This is a genomic window from Undibacterium sp. Rencai35W (genome assembly GCF_049340185.1).
GTDB lineage: Bacteria > Pseudomonadota > Gammaproteobacteria > Burkholderiales > Burkholderiaceae_D > Undibacterium.
In genome coordinates this window covers 498,323-516,493 of the sequence record NZ_JBMPPC010000001.1, presented here as the reverse complement: position 1 = coordinate 516,493, position 18,171 = coordinate 498,323, and the positions used below count along the sequence as shown (strand labels likewise).

The window sequence follows — 18,171 nt, the reverse complement described above, 5'->3', positions numbered from 1 at the left end:
GATGGCGTTAAAGCGCAGGCTTATGGGTTTCGAGATCTGAAATTATCGCACGCCATTGAGCCGGAACGGCAACTCCTTTACGTACCTTGGTATCCGCATAGACATAGCACAATTCGCCCGAAATCAAATGGTCATCACCAATAAAAATCTCGACGATAAATCGCATCGAAGAGTTGCCAATTGCAGCACAACGTACGCCAATATCCAGCACATCATCAAACCGCGCTGGCGCCATGTATTCGATAGTCGCTTTGCGGGCAAATAATTCTCTCCCTTCGCTTGCCTGCAATAAGGCGTTCGGCAAACCAGTAGCGCGCCAGTATTCGGTGAACGCAACATCGAAATAGGTCAGGTAATGACCGTTAAAAACGATACCCTGCATATCAACCTCTGCCCAGCGCACCCGCAGAGAATGGAAGAAGGCAAAATTCTGTCGTGCCATATCAATTATCCAGGAAGCCGCGTATCAGTTGGTTGATGCGAGCAGGTTGTTCATGAATGATCCAGTGACTGCCTTCCGGGATACGGATCACTTGCAGATCGGGGATGAAATTTTCTAGGCCATCGAGCAAGGTTTTTGGCAGCGCTTTATCGTTCTCACCCCAGATCACCCGGACTGGCACCTTGACATGAAAATCCTCAGGCTTCAGTTGCAGCTTTAATGGTCCTTGATTGGTGTCTGTCGGTGGATGTAAAGGTGAAGCACGGTAATAATTAACGCCACCTCGCAAACCGCGTGACCAGCACTCATGGTATCTGGCCCGCGTTGCGGTGTCGAACCACGCAGCTGGTGGCTGCCCCATGCCATTAAAAAATCCTTCGATCAAAGCAAAATTATCTTTAGCCAGAGCAGTCTCGGAACCCTCGGCGCGCAGCCAATTCATGTATTCGCTCGCTGATTTTTGGGACGTATTGCTACTGAGTGCCTGCATAAACAAGTACGGATGCGGCGAGTTGATGATGATGAGTTTTTCCAGCATCTGCGGTAAGGCAATCGCAAAATTCCAGCAGATCGCACCACCCCAGTCATGCGCCACGATAGTCGCTTTTTCATAGCCTAAATGCTCTATCAATAGCCGCAGATCATCGACGATGTGTTTGGCCTTGTAGGCAGCCAGATCAGTCGGCATATCAGATAAATTAAAGCCGCGCAGGTCTGGTGCAACAGCAAAATAATCTCGCCCGAACTCCTCCAGCTGCGCCGCCCATTCATACCAAAACTCAGGAAAGCCATGAACAAATAACAGTAGCGGCTTACCCACATTGCCCGCACTTGCATAATGCAGACGTGTTCCGTTACTGAGCGCGGCAAATTGATTCGACTGAATAAGTGAATGCATAGGACTCTGCTTTATGACGTTGTTGTTGAACGATATTGTGGCGTTAATTCAGGCTACAGCGTGATGCGCTCCCTGTTTATTCAGACGGATTTTTCAAGTGCTCTGTCTTGTCTTGAGCGCACACCTGATCACATTTACTGAGGCCTAGCCACGCTTTTTCGGACAAACCTGAATTACCTTACCCTCCAAGGAAACCATATACTCCCTCACCAATTATTAAATAATGTGCCTTTACCGCATATTTTTATTGGCAGTGATAAAAATACTAGATAGGAGTATATAAATTTTCTAAGGATGGCAACGTATTATTCCGCTTTAAGTCGGGCACGCAGCATATCGCGGATATGAGGCGCAGCTTTATACGGGTCACCAGGATTACGTTGCGTGATGATGTCCTCCATGCGTTCTTGCACATTACCTAAAGCGGCGGGATGCGAGTAGATATAGAACTGTCCATCGCTGATCGCTTTAAATGTTTTTTCCGCGACTTCTGCTGCAGTGACTTTGCCTGATGACACAGCTTTATCGGACATCGCTTGTGATGCGCGCTGGCTGGCCGTTGGCGCGGAAGCCTGCACGTCATCAGGACGATTACGCTGCGATTGACTGATGCCTGTCGGTACAAAATACGGGCAAAGGACCGATGCACCAATCGGTGCCTCGACCAGACTCAGATCCTGAAACAAAGTTTCCGACAGCGAGACAACGGCGTGTTTAGAGACATTGTAGACGCCCATCGTTGGCGCATTTAATAAGCCTGCCATTGATGCGGTATTCACGATATGCCCTTCATAATCCGGATCCGTTTTGGCACATGCCAGCATCAGGGGTGTAAAGATGCGTACACCATGAATCACACCCCACAGATTAACGCCCAATACCCATTCCCAGTCAGCCTGAGTATTCTCCCAAATCAAACCGCCAGAGCCGACACCGGCATTATTGAAGACCAGATGCACGGCACCAAATTTTTCCATCGTTGCGTCGGCTAGTGCCTGTACCTCGGCGGCATGACGCACATCACAACGCTGAATTAAGACTTGGGCGCCAAGCGCTTCGACTTCTGCCTTCACTTTGTCGAGCGCGTCTTGCTGAACATCGGCGAGCACCAGTTTCATACCGAGTTTGGCACCGATCAAAGCGAATTCGCGACCAAAACCACTGCCACCACCGGTAATTACTGCAACTTTGTTTTGAAAATTTTTCATAGAGATCTCTCGTTGATCAATTACTTTATTGCGTGTTTTAAAAGAAATCGGCTTTTGCTTCTTTCTTTATTCGTGAATGCGTTGATTACCTTGATTGCTTACTCTGCACGCTTCATCTGAAAACCGACCCGTGGAAAATGCACAACCACGGTCCCAGCACGCTCATCAATGCGTCTGACCGCAAATTCATTGGCACTTGCGCACACTAGCTCACCGGCAACCGGATCCAGTGCGTAGTCCGTCGGCATGACGGTAACCATCTCACCCAAGGCAATTCCATGCGTATCCAGCAGTGAGGCGTCGGATAGCAATGGCGTTGCGCTATGAGCAAACTCGATTGCCTCTGTGCTGCGCATTTTTTCTGGATTCCCCTGACCAAATGCAGCGACTTTATCCATCCAGGCCAATGTCAGCGGGTAGGCATCCAAGATACCTGCAACTGCAGGAACCCGACGGATAAACCATAGCGCGTGATAAGTAGAAAAATCCGCGATGCTAGCATCAGCTCCGAGCAAGAATGCCGAACCCTGATTCAACATATCTTCGATACGACGCAGGTATTCCAGCAATTGCCCTGTCGCTTCTGGCAAGGACATGCGGGGTGCACCGGCACGCATTGCTGCACGATCGGCACCGAAAGCTTTCATTTGCTCGGGAGTGATGTCACCGAGAATGCCAGACATCGCAGCGGGCTGAAATGTGTACGCGATCGCCGTCCAGAATAAGCTTGTATCAGCCCATTGCGCCACTGTTCTTGACAGTCCGGCGATCGCTGGCGGATACAAGCTCGGTGCCGGAGCGATACGCTCTAGTACATCGGCAATCAAAGCAGTATCGCAATAAATATCCGCACCGATCTGCATGACAGGGGTACGGCGATATCCGCCAGTCAGTGTCGTGACATCGGGCTTTGGCATGATTGACGGAATCATGACGGATTTCCATGCCAGGTTCTTGAAGCCAAAAATCAGGCGGATTTTTTCCGAAAATGGAGAAACCGGATAGTGGTGAAAAATAATTTCTGACATGTGTAGTCCTTACGTCGATGCCGCACCTTTTTACCCCCTCCTTTATTAATCTAGCATTCGCAGTATTAGTAAAGGAAAGGAATTTGATTAAAGACTTGTGCTAATTGAGCTTGACCAATTGCTTACCGAAGTTTTTCCCTTTTAACAAACCAAGGAATGCATCCGGTGCCGCCGCCAGATTGGGAGCAACCGATTCGCGGAATTTCAATTTACCAGTGGCGACCAGCGTGCCTAATTCCTTGAGTCCTTGTGGCCATAAATCCATATGTTCGGATACGATGAAACCACGCATGGTCAAGCGCATCGTCAATAACATACGGGTATTTTTGATTGGCAAAGGTTCACCGTCATAGCCTGCAATCATGCCGCACAAAGCGATGCGACCAAAGGCATTCATACGTGCCAGGCAAGCGTCGAAAATTTCGCCGCCAACGTTTTCAAATACAGCGTCAATACCGTTCGGTGTCGCGGCAGCCAGATCAGCTTGCAGATTACCGGCTTTGTAATCGATGCAGGCATCAAAACCAAGCTCATTGACAACATACGCACACTTCTCGGCGCCACCAGCGATACCGACTGCGCGGCAACCGCGTAATTTAGCCAGCTGACCGACGACACTGCCCACCGCACCACTGGCGGCAGAGACAACAATGGTGTCGCCTTCTTTGGCTTGCATGATTTGCGTTAAGCCGTACCAGGCTGTCATACCAGGCATACCGACTGATCCGAGATAAGCGGACAAAGGGATGTGTGTCGTATCGACTTTGCGCAATAAGACACCGTCGGACACACCCATTTCTGACCAACCTAGCATACCAACGACTTGATCGCCAACCGCAAATTTAGGATTATTCGTCGCCACAATTTCACCGACCGTACCACCGATCATGGTCTCGCCAATTACCTGTGGTGCGGCATAACTTTTTGTATCTTCCATACGCATGCGCATGTAAGGATCGAGCGACAAAAAATGATTGCGCACTAATACTTCGCCATCTTTAATGTCAGGAACGGGTACCGACTCTAGTCGAAAATTATCGACCTTGACTTCACCATCAGGACGGGACGCCAGAACGATGCGCTGAAAATTACCAGTGATTACCTTACTCATATTGATCTCATTTCATCAAGTGGTTAGCCAATGCCTGAAACGCACGATAGGTGATGGGATCACTCGCGCCGTTAGCCGCAATGGGGTGGGAAGAAAATTTAACGATGACCATTTCGGCCACCGGGTCGATGTAAATACGCTGACCATGAATACCGCGCGCTTCAAATGTGTTGTGATTGTTATGGCCTATCCACCACATATTACGGTAGGAATAACCGGGTATGGTGGCGTAACCAGCCTTGGCAAATTTAGTCTTGTCACCACCCTTACGAATATCGTCGATAGCTGCTTTTGGCAGAATCTGCTGTCCGTTGAATTTGCCGTCAAGACGCATCATTTCTCCAAAACGTGCCATGTCGCGCAAAGTGAGATTCAGTCCGCCGCCACCCTGCTCTGTGCCTATGCTATCAACAGCAAAATAGGCGTCGTTATCGACACCGAGTTTTTGCCAGATACGTTCAGACAACAAATCTGACAGGGACTTGCCGCTGGCGCGCTTAATGATCCAGGCGAGCACTTCGGCATTGACGGTTTTATACGCGAAAGCCTCATCATGGTTACCTTCTTTTTTTAATTTCATCAAAAAGTCGTAAAACGTTTTTGGGCCATCATATGTTGGTGCAGTCGGGAGCAAACCGCCGGAGCGGGCATAGTCCCAGATTTCTGCTTTCGGGTCGGCATAATTTTCTGAATACTGAACACCGATTGTCATGTCCATGACCTGACGAACGGTCGCATCACCATACGCAGTTCCCTTCAACTCAGGCAGATAGGTAGTCACTTGAGCAGAGGGATCAAGCGTGCCTTCAACTGCCATTGTCGCGGCCAGTGTACCGACAAAAGATTTGGTCACCGACATCGCAATATGCGGCAATTGGGGTTTACTAATACCGAAGTATTTTTCGTACACGACTTTACCTTTGTGCATTACCAATACACTATCGGTATAAGTCAGATTCAGCATATCTGCCCAGGTCGCCGCCACACCTTTATCATCAGTAAAACTGATGCCATCCAGATTGGCAGGCGCCTGCGGCAACACTGAGGCTGGCAAATGACCATGCCAGACATTCGATGTCGGACCTAGCTCTCGTCCATGCGAAAATGACCAGCGAGTACGTGGAAATTGATAGTTGCTGCCATTACTGAATTTAATGACTTTGTCTGGGGCAGGAGGAAAACCTTGCATCCATCCCAGCGATTTTGGATCGGTGCTTGCCGGATCCGGCAAGGCAGTTTGTGCAGTCGCGCTACCGAATGTGGCGGCCATCAATCCCCCTAGGATGATCTTCAAGCTCATATTAAAACGTGATGAGAAATACCTTGGATGATTCTGTTCGGGCATGTTGTCTCCTCTTTCCATTCATGTGGATTTATCAGGACTTGCTTCTACTTTGTAATCAACTACTCGTCGTGCACTTACACTAATCACTACCGTAAAGTTTTTTCATGTTCTCGCCCGACTTCAGGCGACGCAGATATTTAAACGTACCCATGGATTTGGCGATGAGTTTGTCTCCGTTCCATATTTCCCCTTCGCAAAAACACATGGTAGTGGAGCGATGAAAGGCAAAGCCGCGCGCTTCGATACGACCACCGGGGACGCCGCCTGGCTGTAGAAAAGTCGTTTTCATTTCGACCGTGACAACGCCCTTTAGATCATCGCTCAATGAACGCCCCGCCATCGCCATGACGACGTCAAGCATGGTCATCATGACCCCGCCATGCGTGATTTGCCAGCTATTCATGTGACGCTCTGACAGGTCGAGCGCGATCTTGGCACGACCATTTGCCATTTCTAAAAACTCGACACCCATATCGTGTAAAAACGGATTGAGTGCCGGGCTAGGCTGCGCGATTGGTAAGCTCATAAAGTATCCGTAGTCTGTGCTGCAATGAGAATGCGTGTATTACTGGTTTAGCTCAGTGTGCTTACAGTGAGAGCCGAGAGTGCTAATCGCGCCCCGTCTGCGCATACACGCAGCTAACCCAGTCAGGCATGCTTGGTTGTTACACAGCGCATTACACGGCGGAGACACCGCCATCGACCGCGAGAGTCTGGCCAGTAATATGTTTGCCGGCGTCGGAGGCGAACAGCAGGGCAACACCTTTCAGATCCTCATCATCGCCGATACGTTGTAGCGGCGCTTCTTTGGCGAGTTTTTCTTCACCCAGATGTTCGAGTATGCCCTTGGTCATTTTGGACGGGAAGAACCCTGGTGCTATCGCATTGACCGTAATGCCATATACCCCCCACTCACCTGCCAGAGCACGAGTGAAATTGATGACAGCGGCTTTAGACGTATTGTAGGCAATGGTTTGCATGGTGCCAGGAGCATTGCCCGAGAGACCCGCAATGGATGCGATGTTGATGATGCGGCCGTGTTTACGCGGAATCATCGAACGCTTACCCACTTCTTGCGACAACAAAAAGATGCTACGGATATTTAGGTTCATGACCTTGTCCCAGGCCTCAGCCGGGTGATCTTCCGCAGGCGAACCCCAAGTTGCGCCCGCATTGTTGATCAGGATATCGATGTGACCCAGGCGCGCCAATGCTTCATCGACCAACGGTTTGACACTGCCGTCCCTACCCAGATCGGCGGCAATGGCAGTAGCATCAATTCCACGGGCCTTAAGATGAGCAACCGCCTCGTCGAGGTCGGACTGCTTGCGCGAGGACACAATGACTTTAGCACCTTGTTCACCAAGGGCCTCAGCCATTTGCAGGCCAAGACCACGGGAGCCGCCAGTGATCAGTGCGGTCTTGCCTTTAAGATCGAATAATTGTTGTGTCGTGCGTGCAGCTGTACTCATATTTGTCTCCGATTATTTTTTATAAAGTGTGTGATGTACAAAAAATGCAACTCAATAGATCGCTCAATATCAGAACCAATCGTCCTGCATATCCAGGGTGGTCGTATCCAGACTCGCCAGTAAATCTAGCTGCTGATGTACCTTCGGCAGTTCCCATTGAAAGAAATACTTGCACGCCTGTAGTTTGCCAGCATAAAAATTCGCGTCATGATGGGCCTCTTTGCCGGTGGATAATAAGGCTTGCTCCAGCCAGATCCAGGCAACAACGCTATGACCAAAAGCTTCTAGATAAAGAGACGCGTTTGCCAGTGTTTTGTTAAGGTCGCCGGCGCCATACAATTGTTGCGTCACCATCGCAATCCGGCGCAAAGCCAGCGATAAGGCCTGCGCATAATCAGACAAAGCCGGTTGTCCGGCAGCACGGCTGATTGTGACTTGTATTTCAGCACCTAAAGCCTTAAACGCGGCACCATCCTGCATAATAACTTTACGTCCCAGCAGATCAAGCCCCTGAATACCATGTGTCCCCTCGTGAATCGGATTCAGGCGATTGTCACGATAGAATTGCTCAACATTATATTCACGGGTATAGCCATAGCCACCATGGATCTGGATCGCCAGGCTATTCGCTTCGAGGCACCATTGAGATGGCCAGGATTTAGCAATCGGGGTAAGTATGTCGAGCAGTAATAAGGCATGCGCTCTTGCTTCCGGGGCCGGGGCGCTACGCTCTTCGTCGACCAGTCGCGCGCAATATAAATTCAGTGCCAGACCACCTTCGACATAAGCTTTTTGCGCAAGCAGCATGCGTTTAACGTCGGTGTGCTGAATAATTGGTAATTGCGCTGTCGCTGGATCTTTGGCTTGCGGATTACGGCCTTGCGGGCGATTTCGGGCGTAGTCCAGTGAATGCAAATAACCGGTGTAGCCGAGCATGACGGCGCCCAGACCAACACCAATACGTGCCTCATTCATCATGTGGAACATACTCGTCAGTCCTTTGTGCAAAGTACCGACCAGATAGCCGATTGCCCCAGCTTTGCCTTGCGGTTTGAACTTGCCCTCGCCGAAATTCAGCAGGCAATTAGTCGTGCCGCGATAGCCCATTTTATGGTTGAGCCCCGCCAGCACAACATCATTACGTTCGCCGAGAGAACCATCTTTGTTCACCAGTTTTTTCGGTACGATGAACAATGAAATACCTTTGACACCCGGAATCAGTTTACCATTTTCATCCGGGACTTTTGCGAGCACCAGATGCACGATGTTCTCTGACAATTCGTGTTCGCCGGCGGAGATCCACATCTTATTACCGGTCAGCCTGTAGCTACCATCTTCTTGAGGCTCGGCGCGTGTCACGATATCAGACAGGCTAGAACCCGCTTGCGGCTCAGACAGGCACATGGTGCCAAAGTAGCGCCCTTCCAGCATTGGCTTGGCGAAGAGTTCTATCTGTTCCGGCGTGCCACATTTCATCAGTGTATTGGCATTGCCGATCGTCAGAAACGGGTAAGAAGAGGTACCGACGTTTGCGCCTTTAAAATACGCAAATCCCGCTTTTTCGACTACGCATGGCAACTGCATACCGCCCAGCTCAAAGTCCTGCCCGGCAGCCATCAAGCCGGCATCACAAAAGGCATTTAATGCCGTCTTTACTTCAGGAATAATATGCACGACCTCGCCATCAAAATGCGGCTCGTTCTGGTCATTTTTTTTGTTATGCGGTGCAAATAATTCAGTGGCGATCTGTTCGCAGGTATCAAGCGCAGCGTTGAAAGTTTCACGATTGTGATCAGCAAAACGTTCACGCTGATTTAAAGATTCGACATTCAGCCATTCATACAGCAAAAAATCGAGGTCACGACGGGGGATGATTTTTGATTGCATAGCGGGTCAGATGTTGGGCGTTGGCAGGACGATAAATCGTTCTTGCCTTTAAAAAAAGCAAGACAGGCGTTTCCCGTCTTGCTCGTCTTTATTTCTATCTCATGGTGTCGCAGTGAAGTTAATCACTAAAGCTAATCAGTCGCTTAACGATTACACCACTTCAAACAAGCCAGCCGCACCTTGACCGCCGCCGATACACATAGTGACGACTACAAATTTTGCACCGCGACGTTTACCTTCAATTAAGGCATGACCAGTCAGACGCGCGCCTGATACGCCATAAGGATGGCCCACTGCAATCGCACCGCCATTGACATTTAACTTATCCATCGGGATGCCAAGCTTGTCTGCGCAATATAGTACCTGTACAGCAAACGCTTCATTCAATTCCCACAGGCCGATATCTTCTACCTTAAGACCGGCTTTTTTCAGTAATTTTGGAATCGCATAGACTGGACCGATGCCCATTTCATCTGGCTCACAACCGGCAATCGCAAAGCCACGGAAAATACCGAGTGGTTGCAAACCTTTCGCTTCAGCGACTTTACTATTCATTAAAATTGCAACAGATGCACCGTCAGAGAATTGACTTGCGTTACCAGCAGAGATTACGCCACCAGGTACAGCGGAGCGGATTTTCGATACGGCTTCTAATGTTGTGTCCGGACGAATGCCTTCATCTGCGGAAATAGTAACTTCTTTACTGATCAGCATGCCTGTCGCCTTATCGGCAACACCCATGATTGTCGTCATCGGGACGATTTCAGCATTAAACAAACCTGCTGCCTGGGCGGCAGCGGCGCGCAACTGGCTTTGCACACCATATTCGTCCTGGCGATCGCGAGCGATGTTATAACGCTTGGCGACAGTTTCGGCAGTTTGTAGCATAGGCCAGTACACTTCTGGCTTATGTTGCTTTAACCATGGATCAATGATCATGTGCGTATTTGCTTCATTCTGTACGCAAGAGATGGACTCAACACCACCAGCGGCGTAGATATCGCCTTCGCCAGCAATAATACGTTGTGCTGCCAGAGCAATAGTTTGCAAGCCGGAAGAACAGAAACGATTCACCGTCATCCCAGCCGTTGTCACCGGACATCCGCCACGTAAGGCGATCTGGCGTGCAATATTGCTACCCGTAGCACCTTCAGGCGTTGCGCACCCCATGATCACATCTTCTACTTCTGCCGCATCAATCTTCGCGCGCTCTATCGCTGCGCTCAATACATGACCTCCCATGGTGGCGCCATGGGTCATATTGAATGCGCCTTTCCAGGATTTTGCGAGGCCGGTACGTGCGGTGGATACGATGACAGCATCAGACATGTGAGTCTCCTAATAGATTTAGTTTAATAATTTTGAATGAAGTGACGATTACAACGAGCTTGGCAATACTGAAGCAACGGCGTTTTTAGGCAAGTAAAAAAGACGGCTGACCACGCTTTTAAAATAGCTGAATATGAGAATAGCATATTTTTAGTACGACCGTTCGCAAAAAAATAAAGTAATTTTTATGATGTTTTTGGGCAAATAAACCGCAAACAACAGCAAACGTAAGTTTCTGTAAGTTTCAAGAAAGCATGCCGTAAGTTTCAGCTTGCACACTCAACTTGCGCAAAAACTAAGTCTGGCTATTTCGGACTCAAGTTTGCCTACAACTTTAAAACATAATAGGAGACAAGCATGGCGACAGCACAAGCAGCGTCAGGCGGTATGACGGCTGAAGAGCGCAAAGTTATTTTCGCATCTTCACTGGGTACTGTATTTGAATGGTACGACTTTTATCTGTATGGCTCACTCGCAGCCATCATTGCAAAACAGTTTTTCGCAGGTACCGATCCAAATACGGCATTTATTTTTGCTTTATTGGCTTTTGCAGCGGGCTTTATTGTTCGTCCTTTTGGCGCATTGGTGTTTGGGCGTCTGGGTGACATGATTGGCCGTAAATATACCTTCCTAGTCACGATCCTGATCATGGGTGGTTCGACTTTCTGTGTCGGCTTATTACCAAACTATGCCTCCATTGGTATTGCCGCACCGATTATTCTTGTGTCATTACGTATATTGCAGGGTCTGGCACTCGGCGGTGAATATGGTGGTGCTGCAACTTATGTTGCTGAGCACGCGCCTCACGGCAAACGCGGTGCGTTCACTGCATGGATTCAGACAACGGCGACATTGGGTTTATTCCTGTCACTGATGGTGATTCTGGGTACACGTACAGCAATTGGCGAAGAGGAATTTTCGGCTTGGGGCTGGCGCGTTCCTTTCCTGGTATCCGTATTCCTGCTGGCAATTTCAGTATGGATACGCTTGTCCATGAATGAATCCCCAGCTTTTGCAAAAATGAAAGCAGAAGGCAAAACATCTAAAGCACCTTTGACAGAATCTTTCGGTCAATGGAAAAACCTGAAAATCGTTATTCTGGCTCTGGTCGGTTTAACAGCAGGTCAGGCAGTTGTCTGGTACACAGGTCAGTTCTATGCGCTGTTCTTCCTGCAACAAACATTGAAAGTAGATGGCGCTACTGCCAATATTCTTATCGCTGCTTCTCTTGTTATTGGCACGCCATTCTTCCTTGTCTTTGGCTCTTTGTCTGACAAAATTGGTCGTAAGCCTATCATCTTGGCAGGTTGCCTGATCGCTGCATTGACTTACTTTCCGATATTTAGTGCATTGACGCACTATGCAAATCCAGCGCTGGAAAATGCGCTGAAAAACGCACCGGTGGTAGTCACAGCAGATCCTGCCGATTGCCAGTTCCAGTTCAACCCGACTGGTACGAAGAAATTTACTTCTTCCTGCGATATCGTCAAAGCGAAACTGGCATCGGCTTCTGTCAACTACTCGAATGAAATCGCCGCTCCTGGCACGGCAGCCTCTGTCAAGGTCGGAGATAAGGTGATTCAGTCGTATAGCTCTACAGGCTTGCCAAAAGAAGAAGCCGCAGCAAAAGATAAAGCATTCTCTAAAGAATTTGCTGATGCGATTAAAGCTGCTGGCTACCCTGCTAAAGCCGATCCGACGCAAATCGACAAACCTATGGTCTTGTTACTGCTGACGATTTTGGTTTTGTATGTAACCATGGTGTACGGTCCTATTGCTGCAATGCTGGTAGAAATGTTCCCAACACGCATTCGCTACACATCAATGTCTCTGCCATATCACATCGGCAACGGCTGGTTTGGTGGTTTGTTACCGACAACGGCATTTGCACTGGTTGCGTTCAAAGGTGATATTTACTACGGTCTGTGGTATCCAATCATCATCGCTCTGGCAACTTTTGTGATCGGCACCTTGTTCATTAAAGAAACCAAAGACAACGATATTTATGCGGCAGATTAAGCGCTGCAAACTGTAAAGCAAAAAGCCGTCAAATTTGACGGCTTTTTTTATAGTTATTCGTTGAACCCGAAGCTCTTTTAAAACTGATAATCCATGACCAGTTCAACTACTCCCCGCTCCGAAATCAATGTAGTCTGACTACCGACAACGAGCGATACCTTATCTTTGATATGCCCAAAAGGCAGTCCGGTAATGATAGGAACAGAAATAACAGACCGTAGATAGCGGATCATTTCATCAAAATTATAGCCATTGTCATGCGGCGCTAATTTATACGCAGAGAAGTTTCCAAAAATGATCGCTTTTTGCCTCGCCAAAACTCCGGCAAAATGTAGTTGTAACATCATGCGCTCTACGCGGTACGGATGCTCAGCAATATCCTCTACAAACAAAATACCTTGTTCAATTTGCGGGAAATAAGGAGTTCCCGTCAGATGCGTCAGCATAGCAAGATTGCCCCCCCAAAGTACTCCGCTGACGAGGATATCATCGGCATCTGCAGAATCAAATCTCACCGTATGTCGCTGCTGCCGGACACAATCGAAAAAACTTGTTAAGGTGAACTCACTCAGGTCTTCTCTGGTGAAGTCATCACAAAGCATGGGGCCTGCAACACTCGACTTATTCTCATAAGCTAGCAAGGCCATTTGCAAGGCTGTAAAGTCACTGTGACCCACAAAACATTTGCCACTGTTCGCTAATTTTTTGTAATTTAAAAGTGGCAATAAACGCGAAAGTCCATAACTGCCACGCAATGCCATCACGATGTCGACGTCTGGATGATCTGCTGCCGCATGAATCTGAGCAACCCGTCCGGCATCTGCCGCGGCGAAGCGCTGAAATTTTTGATCTGGCTGATAAAAATTATATACACGCAACCCTGATTTTTTCAGAGCCTGTACTCCTCGCTCTACGGCTACATCATCAATCGCACCGCCGCTGACACCGACAATCGCAATGCCTGGCTCGCGTCTTGATGAATCTGGGATAGGAAAATCAATCGTCATGAATAATCCTGAATGAAATGATTAGCGATGATGCCATCCGCTTACCCTACCTAAGCAGAATAACTCTTCTAAGATTGAGACAGCTATCGATTGATCGCCATGGGCTTTTTTTGCGCCGCTCGTCTACTGGCAAAAAAGTCTTTTAATAAAGTGCTGCACTCCTCTGACATCACGCCACCGATTACCGCAGTATGATGATTGAGTTTGCTTTGCTCAAACAAATTCAGGACAGAGCCACAGACACCTGTTTTCGGGTCACTGGCACCATATACGACTTTAGCCAGGCGCGCATGCATCATTGCTCCGGCACACATCATGCATGGTTCCAGGGTCACATATAACTCGCAACCGGGAAGCCGGTAATTTCCTAGAATTTCGGCACCAGCCCGCAACGCCATAATCTCTGCATGAGCGGTTGGATCATGTTTATCTATCGGCTGATTATAACCATAAGCAATAACTTCGCCGTCCTTGACCAGAACAGCTCCAACCGGCACCTCGCCCAGATCCCAGGCAAGCTGTGCTTGCTGGAGAGCGATTTGCATGAAATCAACATCGGTTTTCATTAATTAGTCTTGGGAGTAGACGAGGTCAGAACTCATTCTTTGCGCAACTAAAAAATTAGCCGTCAATCTCTGCCCAGCAATTAGGTGTCTCATACAAAGTCACCTTGGTCAGCGATAACGCCCGACCATAGCGGTCATGGTAAACATCTTTCAGCATATCAAACGCAATCTTGGCTAGGTTCTCGACTGTCGGTACACGATCAATCACAACCGTCTTGTGGTTTGGCATACTTTCCAAAAAATTTCTGACGGCGGTATCTTTTTCGTAAACGATAAAAGCATGATCCCACAGATCGACCAGATACTGATTTGCCAAGGCTTTGATGTCACCGAAATCCATGATCATTCCATTATCGGACTCGCCATCTTTTTCTACCACATCACCAGTCAAGGTAATCAGCAAGGTATAGCGATGCCCATGCAAATTACGGCATTGACTGTTGTGATCTGGAATACGATGACCAGTATCGAATTCCACTTTTCTTGTGATGGTAAGCATGTAAAACCTAAACGAAAATGACGAAAATTACGGTATTTGAAGAAGCTTATGGGTTTGCAGGCTCAGCTTCCAGTGCGGATGCTGCTTGCAAAAATCTACGGCGATTTGCAGGTTCTTTGCTTGTTGCGGACCATCCATCGCTTGCACAAAATAGTGCTGAAAATCCAGCGCAGCATAGGCTTGCATATTTTGACCTAGTTGTGGAATCACGACTTTGAGTTCATTGCCCTTGCGAACAACAAGCTCAGAACCCATTTTAGGGCTGACGCAGATCCAGTCAACGCCGTCAGGCACGGGCAAGGTACCATTGGTTTCAATCGCAATTTCAAAACCCGCTGCATGCATAGCAACAATCAGCTCAGCATCCAATTGCAGTAAAGGTTCACCGCCAGTGAACACAACATATTTACTTGCTGCATAATCTTGCGGCCACAAGCGGTTGATTGTCTCCGCTAACTCAGTAGCCTGCCTGAACTTGCCGCCACGTTCGCCGTCAGTGCCAACAAAATCGGTATCGCAAAACTGACAAATCGCAGTAGCACGATCCTCTTCCCTGCCCGTCCATAAATTACAGCCGGCAAAGCGACAAAATACTGCAGGGCGACCAGCATGATTGCCTTCGCCCTGCAGGGTATAGAAAATTTCTTTAACGCTGTATGTCACAAAATTACTCGTTCATTCTTAATGATTTATTCCCACTCGATGGTGGCTGGCGGTTTACCGGAGATATCATAGACCACACGGTTAATGCCACGCACTTCATTAATAATGCGGTTAGATACCTTACCCAGCAATTCGTGCGGTAAATGCGCCCAGTGCGCCGTCATGAAATCTTGTGTCTGGACAGCACGCAGCGCGACCACATATTCATAAGTGCGACCATCACCCATGACGCCGACCGACTTGACCGGTAAAAATACAGCGAAGGCCTGACTGGTTGCATCGTACCAAGACATTGCTTTGTCACCCGTCAATCCGGCAACTTGTGAATTGCGTAGCTCTTCGATAAAAATCGCATCAGCCCGACGCAGCAAATCTGCAAATTCTTTCTTAACTTCACCCAAAATCCTGACACCCAGACCAGGACCAGGGAATGGATGGCGATACACCATACTATGCGGCAAACCTAGCGCGACACCTAATTTACGAACTTCATCCTTAAACAGCTCACGCAGAGGTTCAAGCAATTTTAAATTTAATGTATCTGGCAAACCACCGACGTTGTGATGGCTCTTAATCGTATGCGATCCTTTTTTACCTTTGCCAGCACTTTCAATAACGTCTGGGTATATCGTGCCCTGTGCCAGCCATTTGGCATTTTTTAGCTTGGCAGATTCGACCTGAAAGACCTCAACAAACTCACGTCCGATAATTTTACGTTTAGCTTCCGGGTCAGTTACACCGGTGAGGTGTCCCATGAACTGGGCAGTTGCATCGACATGAATGACTTTAACACCGAGGTTATTGGCGAACATTTCCATCACCATTTTGCCTTCATCAAGACGCAGCAGGCCATGATCGACGAAGACACACGTCAATTGATCGCCGATGGCACGATGAATCAGCGCAGCAGCAACACTACTGTCAACACCGCCAGACAAACCCAGAATTACCTCATCTGTACCAACTTGTTGACGAACCGATTCAACTGCTTCCGAGATGTAATCCGGCATATTCCAGTCGGATTTGCAACCGCAAATTTCATGAACAAAGCGAGAAATAATAGCCTCACCTTGCAGGGTATGCGTAACTTCTGGATGGAACTGCACTGCATAATAGCGACGTTCTTCATCAGCCATTGCCGCGATCGGGCAATTATCCGTTGATGCCATTAATTTAAAGCCCGCCGGCATTTCATTTACTTTATCGCCATGGCTCATCCATACCTTGAGCATGCCATGACCTTCCGGTGTGACGAAATCATTGATGCCATTCAGTAATGCGGTATGGCTGCGGGCACGGACTTCGGCATAGCCAAACTCACGTACCAGACCATTTTCTACCTTGCCACCTAACTGCTCAGCCATCGTCTGCATACCGTAACAGATCCCAAAAACAGGAACACCAACATCAAACACGGCCATTGGTGCGCGTGGCGTATCCCCTTCAGTCACACTATTCGGGCCACCTGACAAAATAATCCCGGCTGCACCGTAGTTTCGAATAAATTCGTCACTGACATCGTAAGGATGAACTTCAGAAAAAACGCCAGAGTCACGCACACGACGTGCAATCAATTGCGTCACCTGGGAACCGAAATCAAGAATGAGAATTTTTGAGTGCATGAGAGTAAATTTTTCAGTCAAATAATAATGTCGGGCTGGGCAAAACTTGCTTGCGCGACGTGATTGTTACCAGCGGTTTTCGCTGACAGTAGTGCTTTCTCAGCAAGACTGATTAATATTTCTGGCTCTGCGTTGGGATACATATCCGTTGATACGATTCCCGCACTGATTGTGAGTTGAACCAGCTCGCCCTCAATCTGATCAGGATGCGACATCACACCAATACGTATGCGCTCTGCGACAGCGGTGGCAACCAACAAGGATGCTCCAGGCAAAACGATCAGAAAAATGTCATTACCAAAACGCCCTAAAGCGTCAAATGGCCTGACGCAGGAACGAATGCGACTGACTACCCTGACCATCGCTATATCACTAAAGGCAATGCCATGCAGATCGCGAATCTGTGCAATCTGATCCAGTGTGGCAAAAATCAGTGCGAGCGGTTTTTCTGACTTGCTACATCGATCCATTTCGATTTGAAGAGAACGGCTGATTGCGGCTTTATTCCAAGTACCTAATATCGGATCAATCAGAGACTCACGCTTGAGGCTACGATGTTGCCTGATTAATTCCTGATGCGCCTGATACAAAATACCTGAGGCAATTTCACGCTCAATCAATACCGCCAGATCCGCTAACAACAAGCGGGATTCATCTTCGAACGGATGCGCGTCGTAATCGAGTAGCGCAATATTTCCAACTACGTCTCCGGCCTGATCAGTGATGGGATAGGCCACATAAAATCGGATATAAGGTGCGCCAGTGACTAAAGGATGCGTTGCAATTTCGTGGTGTTTTGTCGTATCGTCAACGACAAAGAGGTCTTCTGCCAATACTAGACTAGAACAAAACATTGCCTCTATTGCTGCCATAGAGCGCTCACCAGGCTCAAATCTGGTCGCCAAGTCACCCAAATAAATCAGGCAGTTTGAAACACCAAACAATTTGCTGGCCAACCGCTCAAACCGGGCAATCTTTACCTGATTAGTCTCAGCACGCAAATCGCCGGTGTTGCCACCCAATGGAATAAAGGTTGCAGGATTAGAACGATCTAGCTGACTTGCCATACCGCACT

At 48.4% G+C, this 18,171-nt stretch carries 17 protein-coding genes; 1 reads left to right on the top strand and 16 read right to left on the bottom strand.

Annotation, left to right across the window (positions count from 1 at the left end; translation table 11 throughout):
• Window positions 1-7: 7 nt before the first annotated feature.
• The 10 genes from ACO0K3_RS02320 to ACO0K3_RS02275 all read right to left on the bottom strand — a co-directional run bounded on the left by ACO0K3_RS02320 (window position 8) and on the right by ACO0K3_RS02275 (window position 10,720).
• On the bottom strand, window positions 8-442 hold the full coding sequence (locus ACO0K3_RS02320) for an acyl-CoA thioesterase (RefSeq protein ID WP_422981499.1): 435 nt from the start codon (window positions 440-442) through the stop codon (window positions 8-10).
• Window position 443: 1 nt separating this feature from the next.
• Complete coding sequence (locus ACO0K3_RS02315; RefSeq protein WP_422981497.1) at window positions 444-1,340, bottom strand: alpha/beta fold hydrolase; 897 nt, start codon at window positions 1,338-1,340, stop codon at window positions 444-446.
• A gap of 305 nt (window positions 1,341-1,645) precedes the next feature.
• The gene (locus ACO0K3_RS02310) at window positions 1,646-2,548 is read right to left on the bottom strand and encodes an SDR family oxidoreductase (protein WP_422981495.1); all 903 of its coding nucleotides are present in this window, start codon (window positions 2,546-2,548) and stop codon (window positions 1,646-1,648) included.
• A gap of 98 nt (window positions 2,549-2,646) precedes the next feature.
• Window positions 2,647-3,576 carry a glutathione S-transferase family protein gene (locus tag ACO0K3_RS02305; RefSeq protein WP_422981493.1) on the bottom strand — a complete coding sequence of 310 codons (930 nt, stop codon included), beginning with the start codon at window positions 3,574-3,576 and terminating at the stop codon, window positions 2,647-2,649.
• 100 nt (window positions 3,577-3,676) lie between these two features.
• A complete protein-coding gene (locus tag ACO0K3_RS02300) occupies window positions 3,677-4,687 on the bottom strand; it encodes an NADP-dependent oxidoreductase (protein ID WP_422981491.1) in 1,011 nt (336 codons plus the stop codon).
• A 7-nt stretch (window positions 4,688-4,694) separates the two neighbouring features.
• The gene (locus ACO0K3_RS02295) at window positions 4,695-5,957 is read right to left on the bottom strand and encodes a serine hydrolase domain-containing protein (RefSeq protein ID WP_422982097.1); all 1,263 of its coding nucleotides are present in this window, start codon (window positions 5,955-5,957) and stop codon (window positions 4,695-4,697) included.
• A 154-nt stretch (window positions 5,958-6,111) separates the two neighbouring features.
• Window positions 6,112-6,558 (bottom strand): PaaI family thioesterase, encoded by a 447-nt coding sequence (locus ACO0K3_RS02290; protein ID WP_422958392.1) that lies wholly within the window; start codon window positions 6,556-6,558, stop codon window positions 6,112-6,114.
• Between the two features lie 151 nt (window positions 6,559-6,709).
• Window positions 6,710-7,504 (bottom strand): SDR family oxidoreductase, encoded by a 795-nt coding sequence (locus ACO0K3_RS02285; protein ID WP_422981489.1) that lies wholly within the window; start codon window positions 7,502-7,504, stop codon window positions 6,710-6,712.
• Between the two features lie 69 nt (window positions 7,505-7,573).
• Window positions 7,574-9,391, bottom strand: a complete 1,818-nt coding sequence (locus tag ACO0K3_RS02280; RefSeq protein WP_422981487.1) for an acyl-CoA dehydrogenase — start codon at window positions 9,389-9,391, stop codon at window positions 7,574-7,576.
• A gap of 150 nt (window positions 9,392-9,541) precedes the next feature.
• Window positions 9,542-10,720: an acetyl-CoA C-acyltransferase gene (locus tag ACO0K3_RS02275; RefSeq protein WP_422981485.1), complete on the bottom strand. Its 1,179-nt coding sequence runs from the start codon at window positions 10,718-10,720 to the stop codon at window positions 9,542-9,544.
• Between the two features lie 357 nt (window positions 10,721-11,077).
• On the opposite strand from ACO0K3_RS02275, the gene ACO0K3_RS02270 reads away from it, so the two are divergent.
• Entirely contained in the window at window positions 11,078-12,739 is a 1,662-nt protein-coding gene (locus ACO0K3_RS02270) for an MFS transporter (RefSeq protein ID WP_422958396.1), read from the top strand.
• 77 nt (window positions 12,740-12,816) lie between these two features.
• Here the strand turns inward: ACO0K3_RS02270 and ACO0K3_RS02265 are convergent, their stop codons facing one another.
• The 6 genes from ACO0K3_RS02265 to ACO0K3_RS02240 all read right to left on the bottom strand — a co-directional run bounded on the left by ACO0K3_RS02265 (window position 12,817) and on the right by ACO0K3_RS02240 (window position 18,163).
• Window positions 12,817-13,746, bottom strand: coding sequence for an LD-carboxypeptidase (locus ACO0K3_RS02265; RefSeq protein WP_422981483.1), 930 nt, complete (start codon window positions 13,744-13,746; stop codon window positions 12,817-12,819).
• A gap of 83 nt (window positions 13,747-13,829) precedes the next feature.
• Entirely contained in the window at window positions 13,830-14,312 is a 483-nt protein-coding gene (gene tadA, locus ACO0K3_RS02260; RefSeq protein WP_422981481.1) for a tRNA adenosine(34) deaminase TadA, read from the bottom strand.
• A gap of 55 nt (window positions 14,313-14,367) precedes the next feature.
• On the bottom strand, window positions 14,368-14,811 hold the full coding sequence (gene queD / locus ACO0K3_RS02255; RefSeq protein WP_422956861.1) for a 6-carboxytetrahydropterin synthase QueD: 444 nt from the start codon (window positions 14,809-14,811) through the stop codon (window positions 14,368-14,370).
• A 27-nt stretch (window positions 14,812-14,838) separates the two neighbouring features.
• A complete protein-coding gene (gene queE, locus ACO0K3_RS02250; RefSeq protein ID WP_422981479.1) occupies window positions 14,839-15,474 on the bottom strand; it encodes a 7-carboxy-7-deazaguanine synthase in 636 nt (211 codons plus the stop codon).
• A gap of 26 nt (window positions 15,475-15,500) precedes the next feature.
• Entirely contained in the window at window positions 15,501-17,096 is a 1,596-nt protein-coding gene (guaA, locus tag ACO0K3_RS02245) for a glutamine-hydrolyzing GMP synthase (protein WP_422981477.1), read from the bottom strand.
• Between the two features lie 17 nt (window positions 17,097-17,113).
• Window positions 17,114-18,163, bottom strand: a complete 1,050-nt coding sequence (locus ACO0K3_RS02240) for a GGDEF domain-containing protein (protein ID WP_422981475.1) — start codon at window positions 18,161-18,163, stop codon at window positions 17,114-17,116.
• Window positions 18,164-18,171 lie beyond the last annotated feature (8 nt).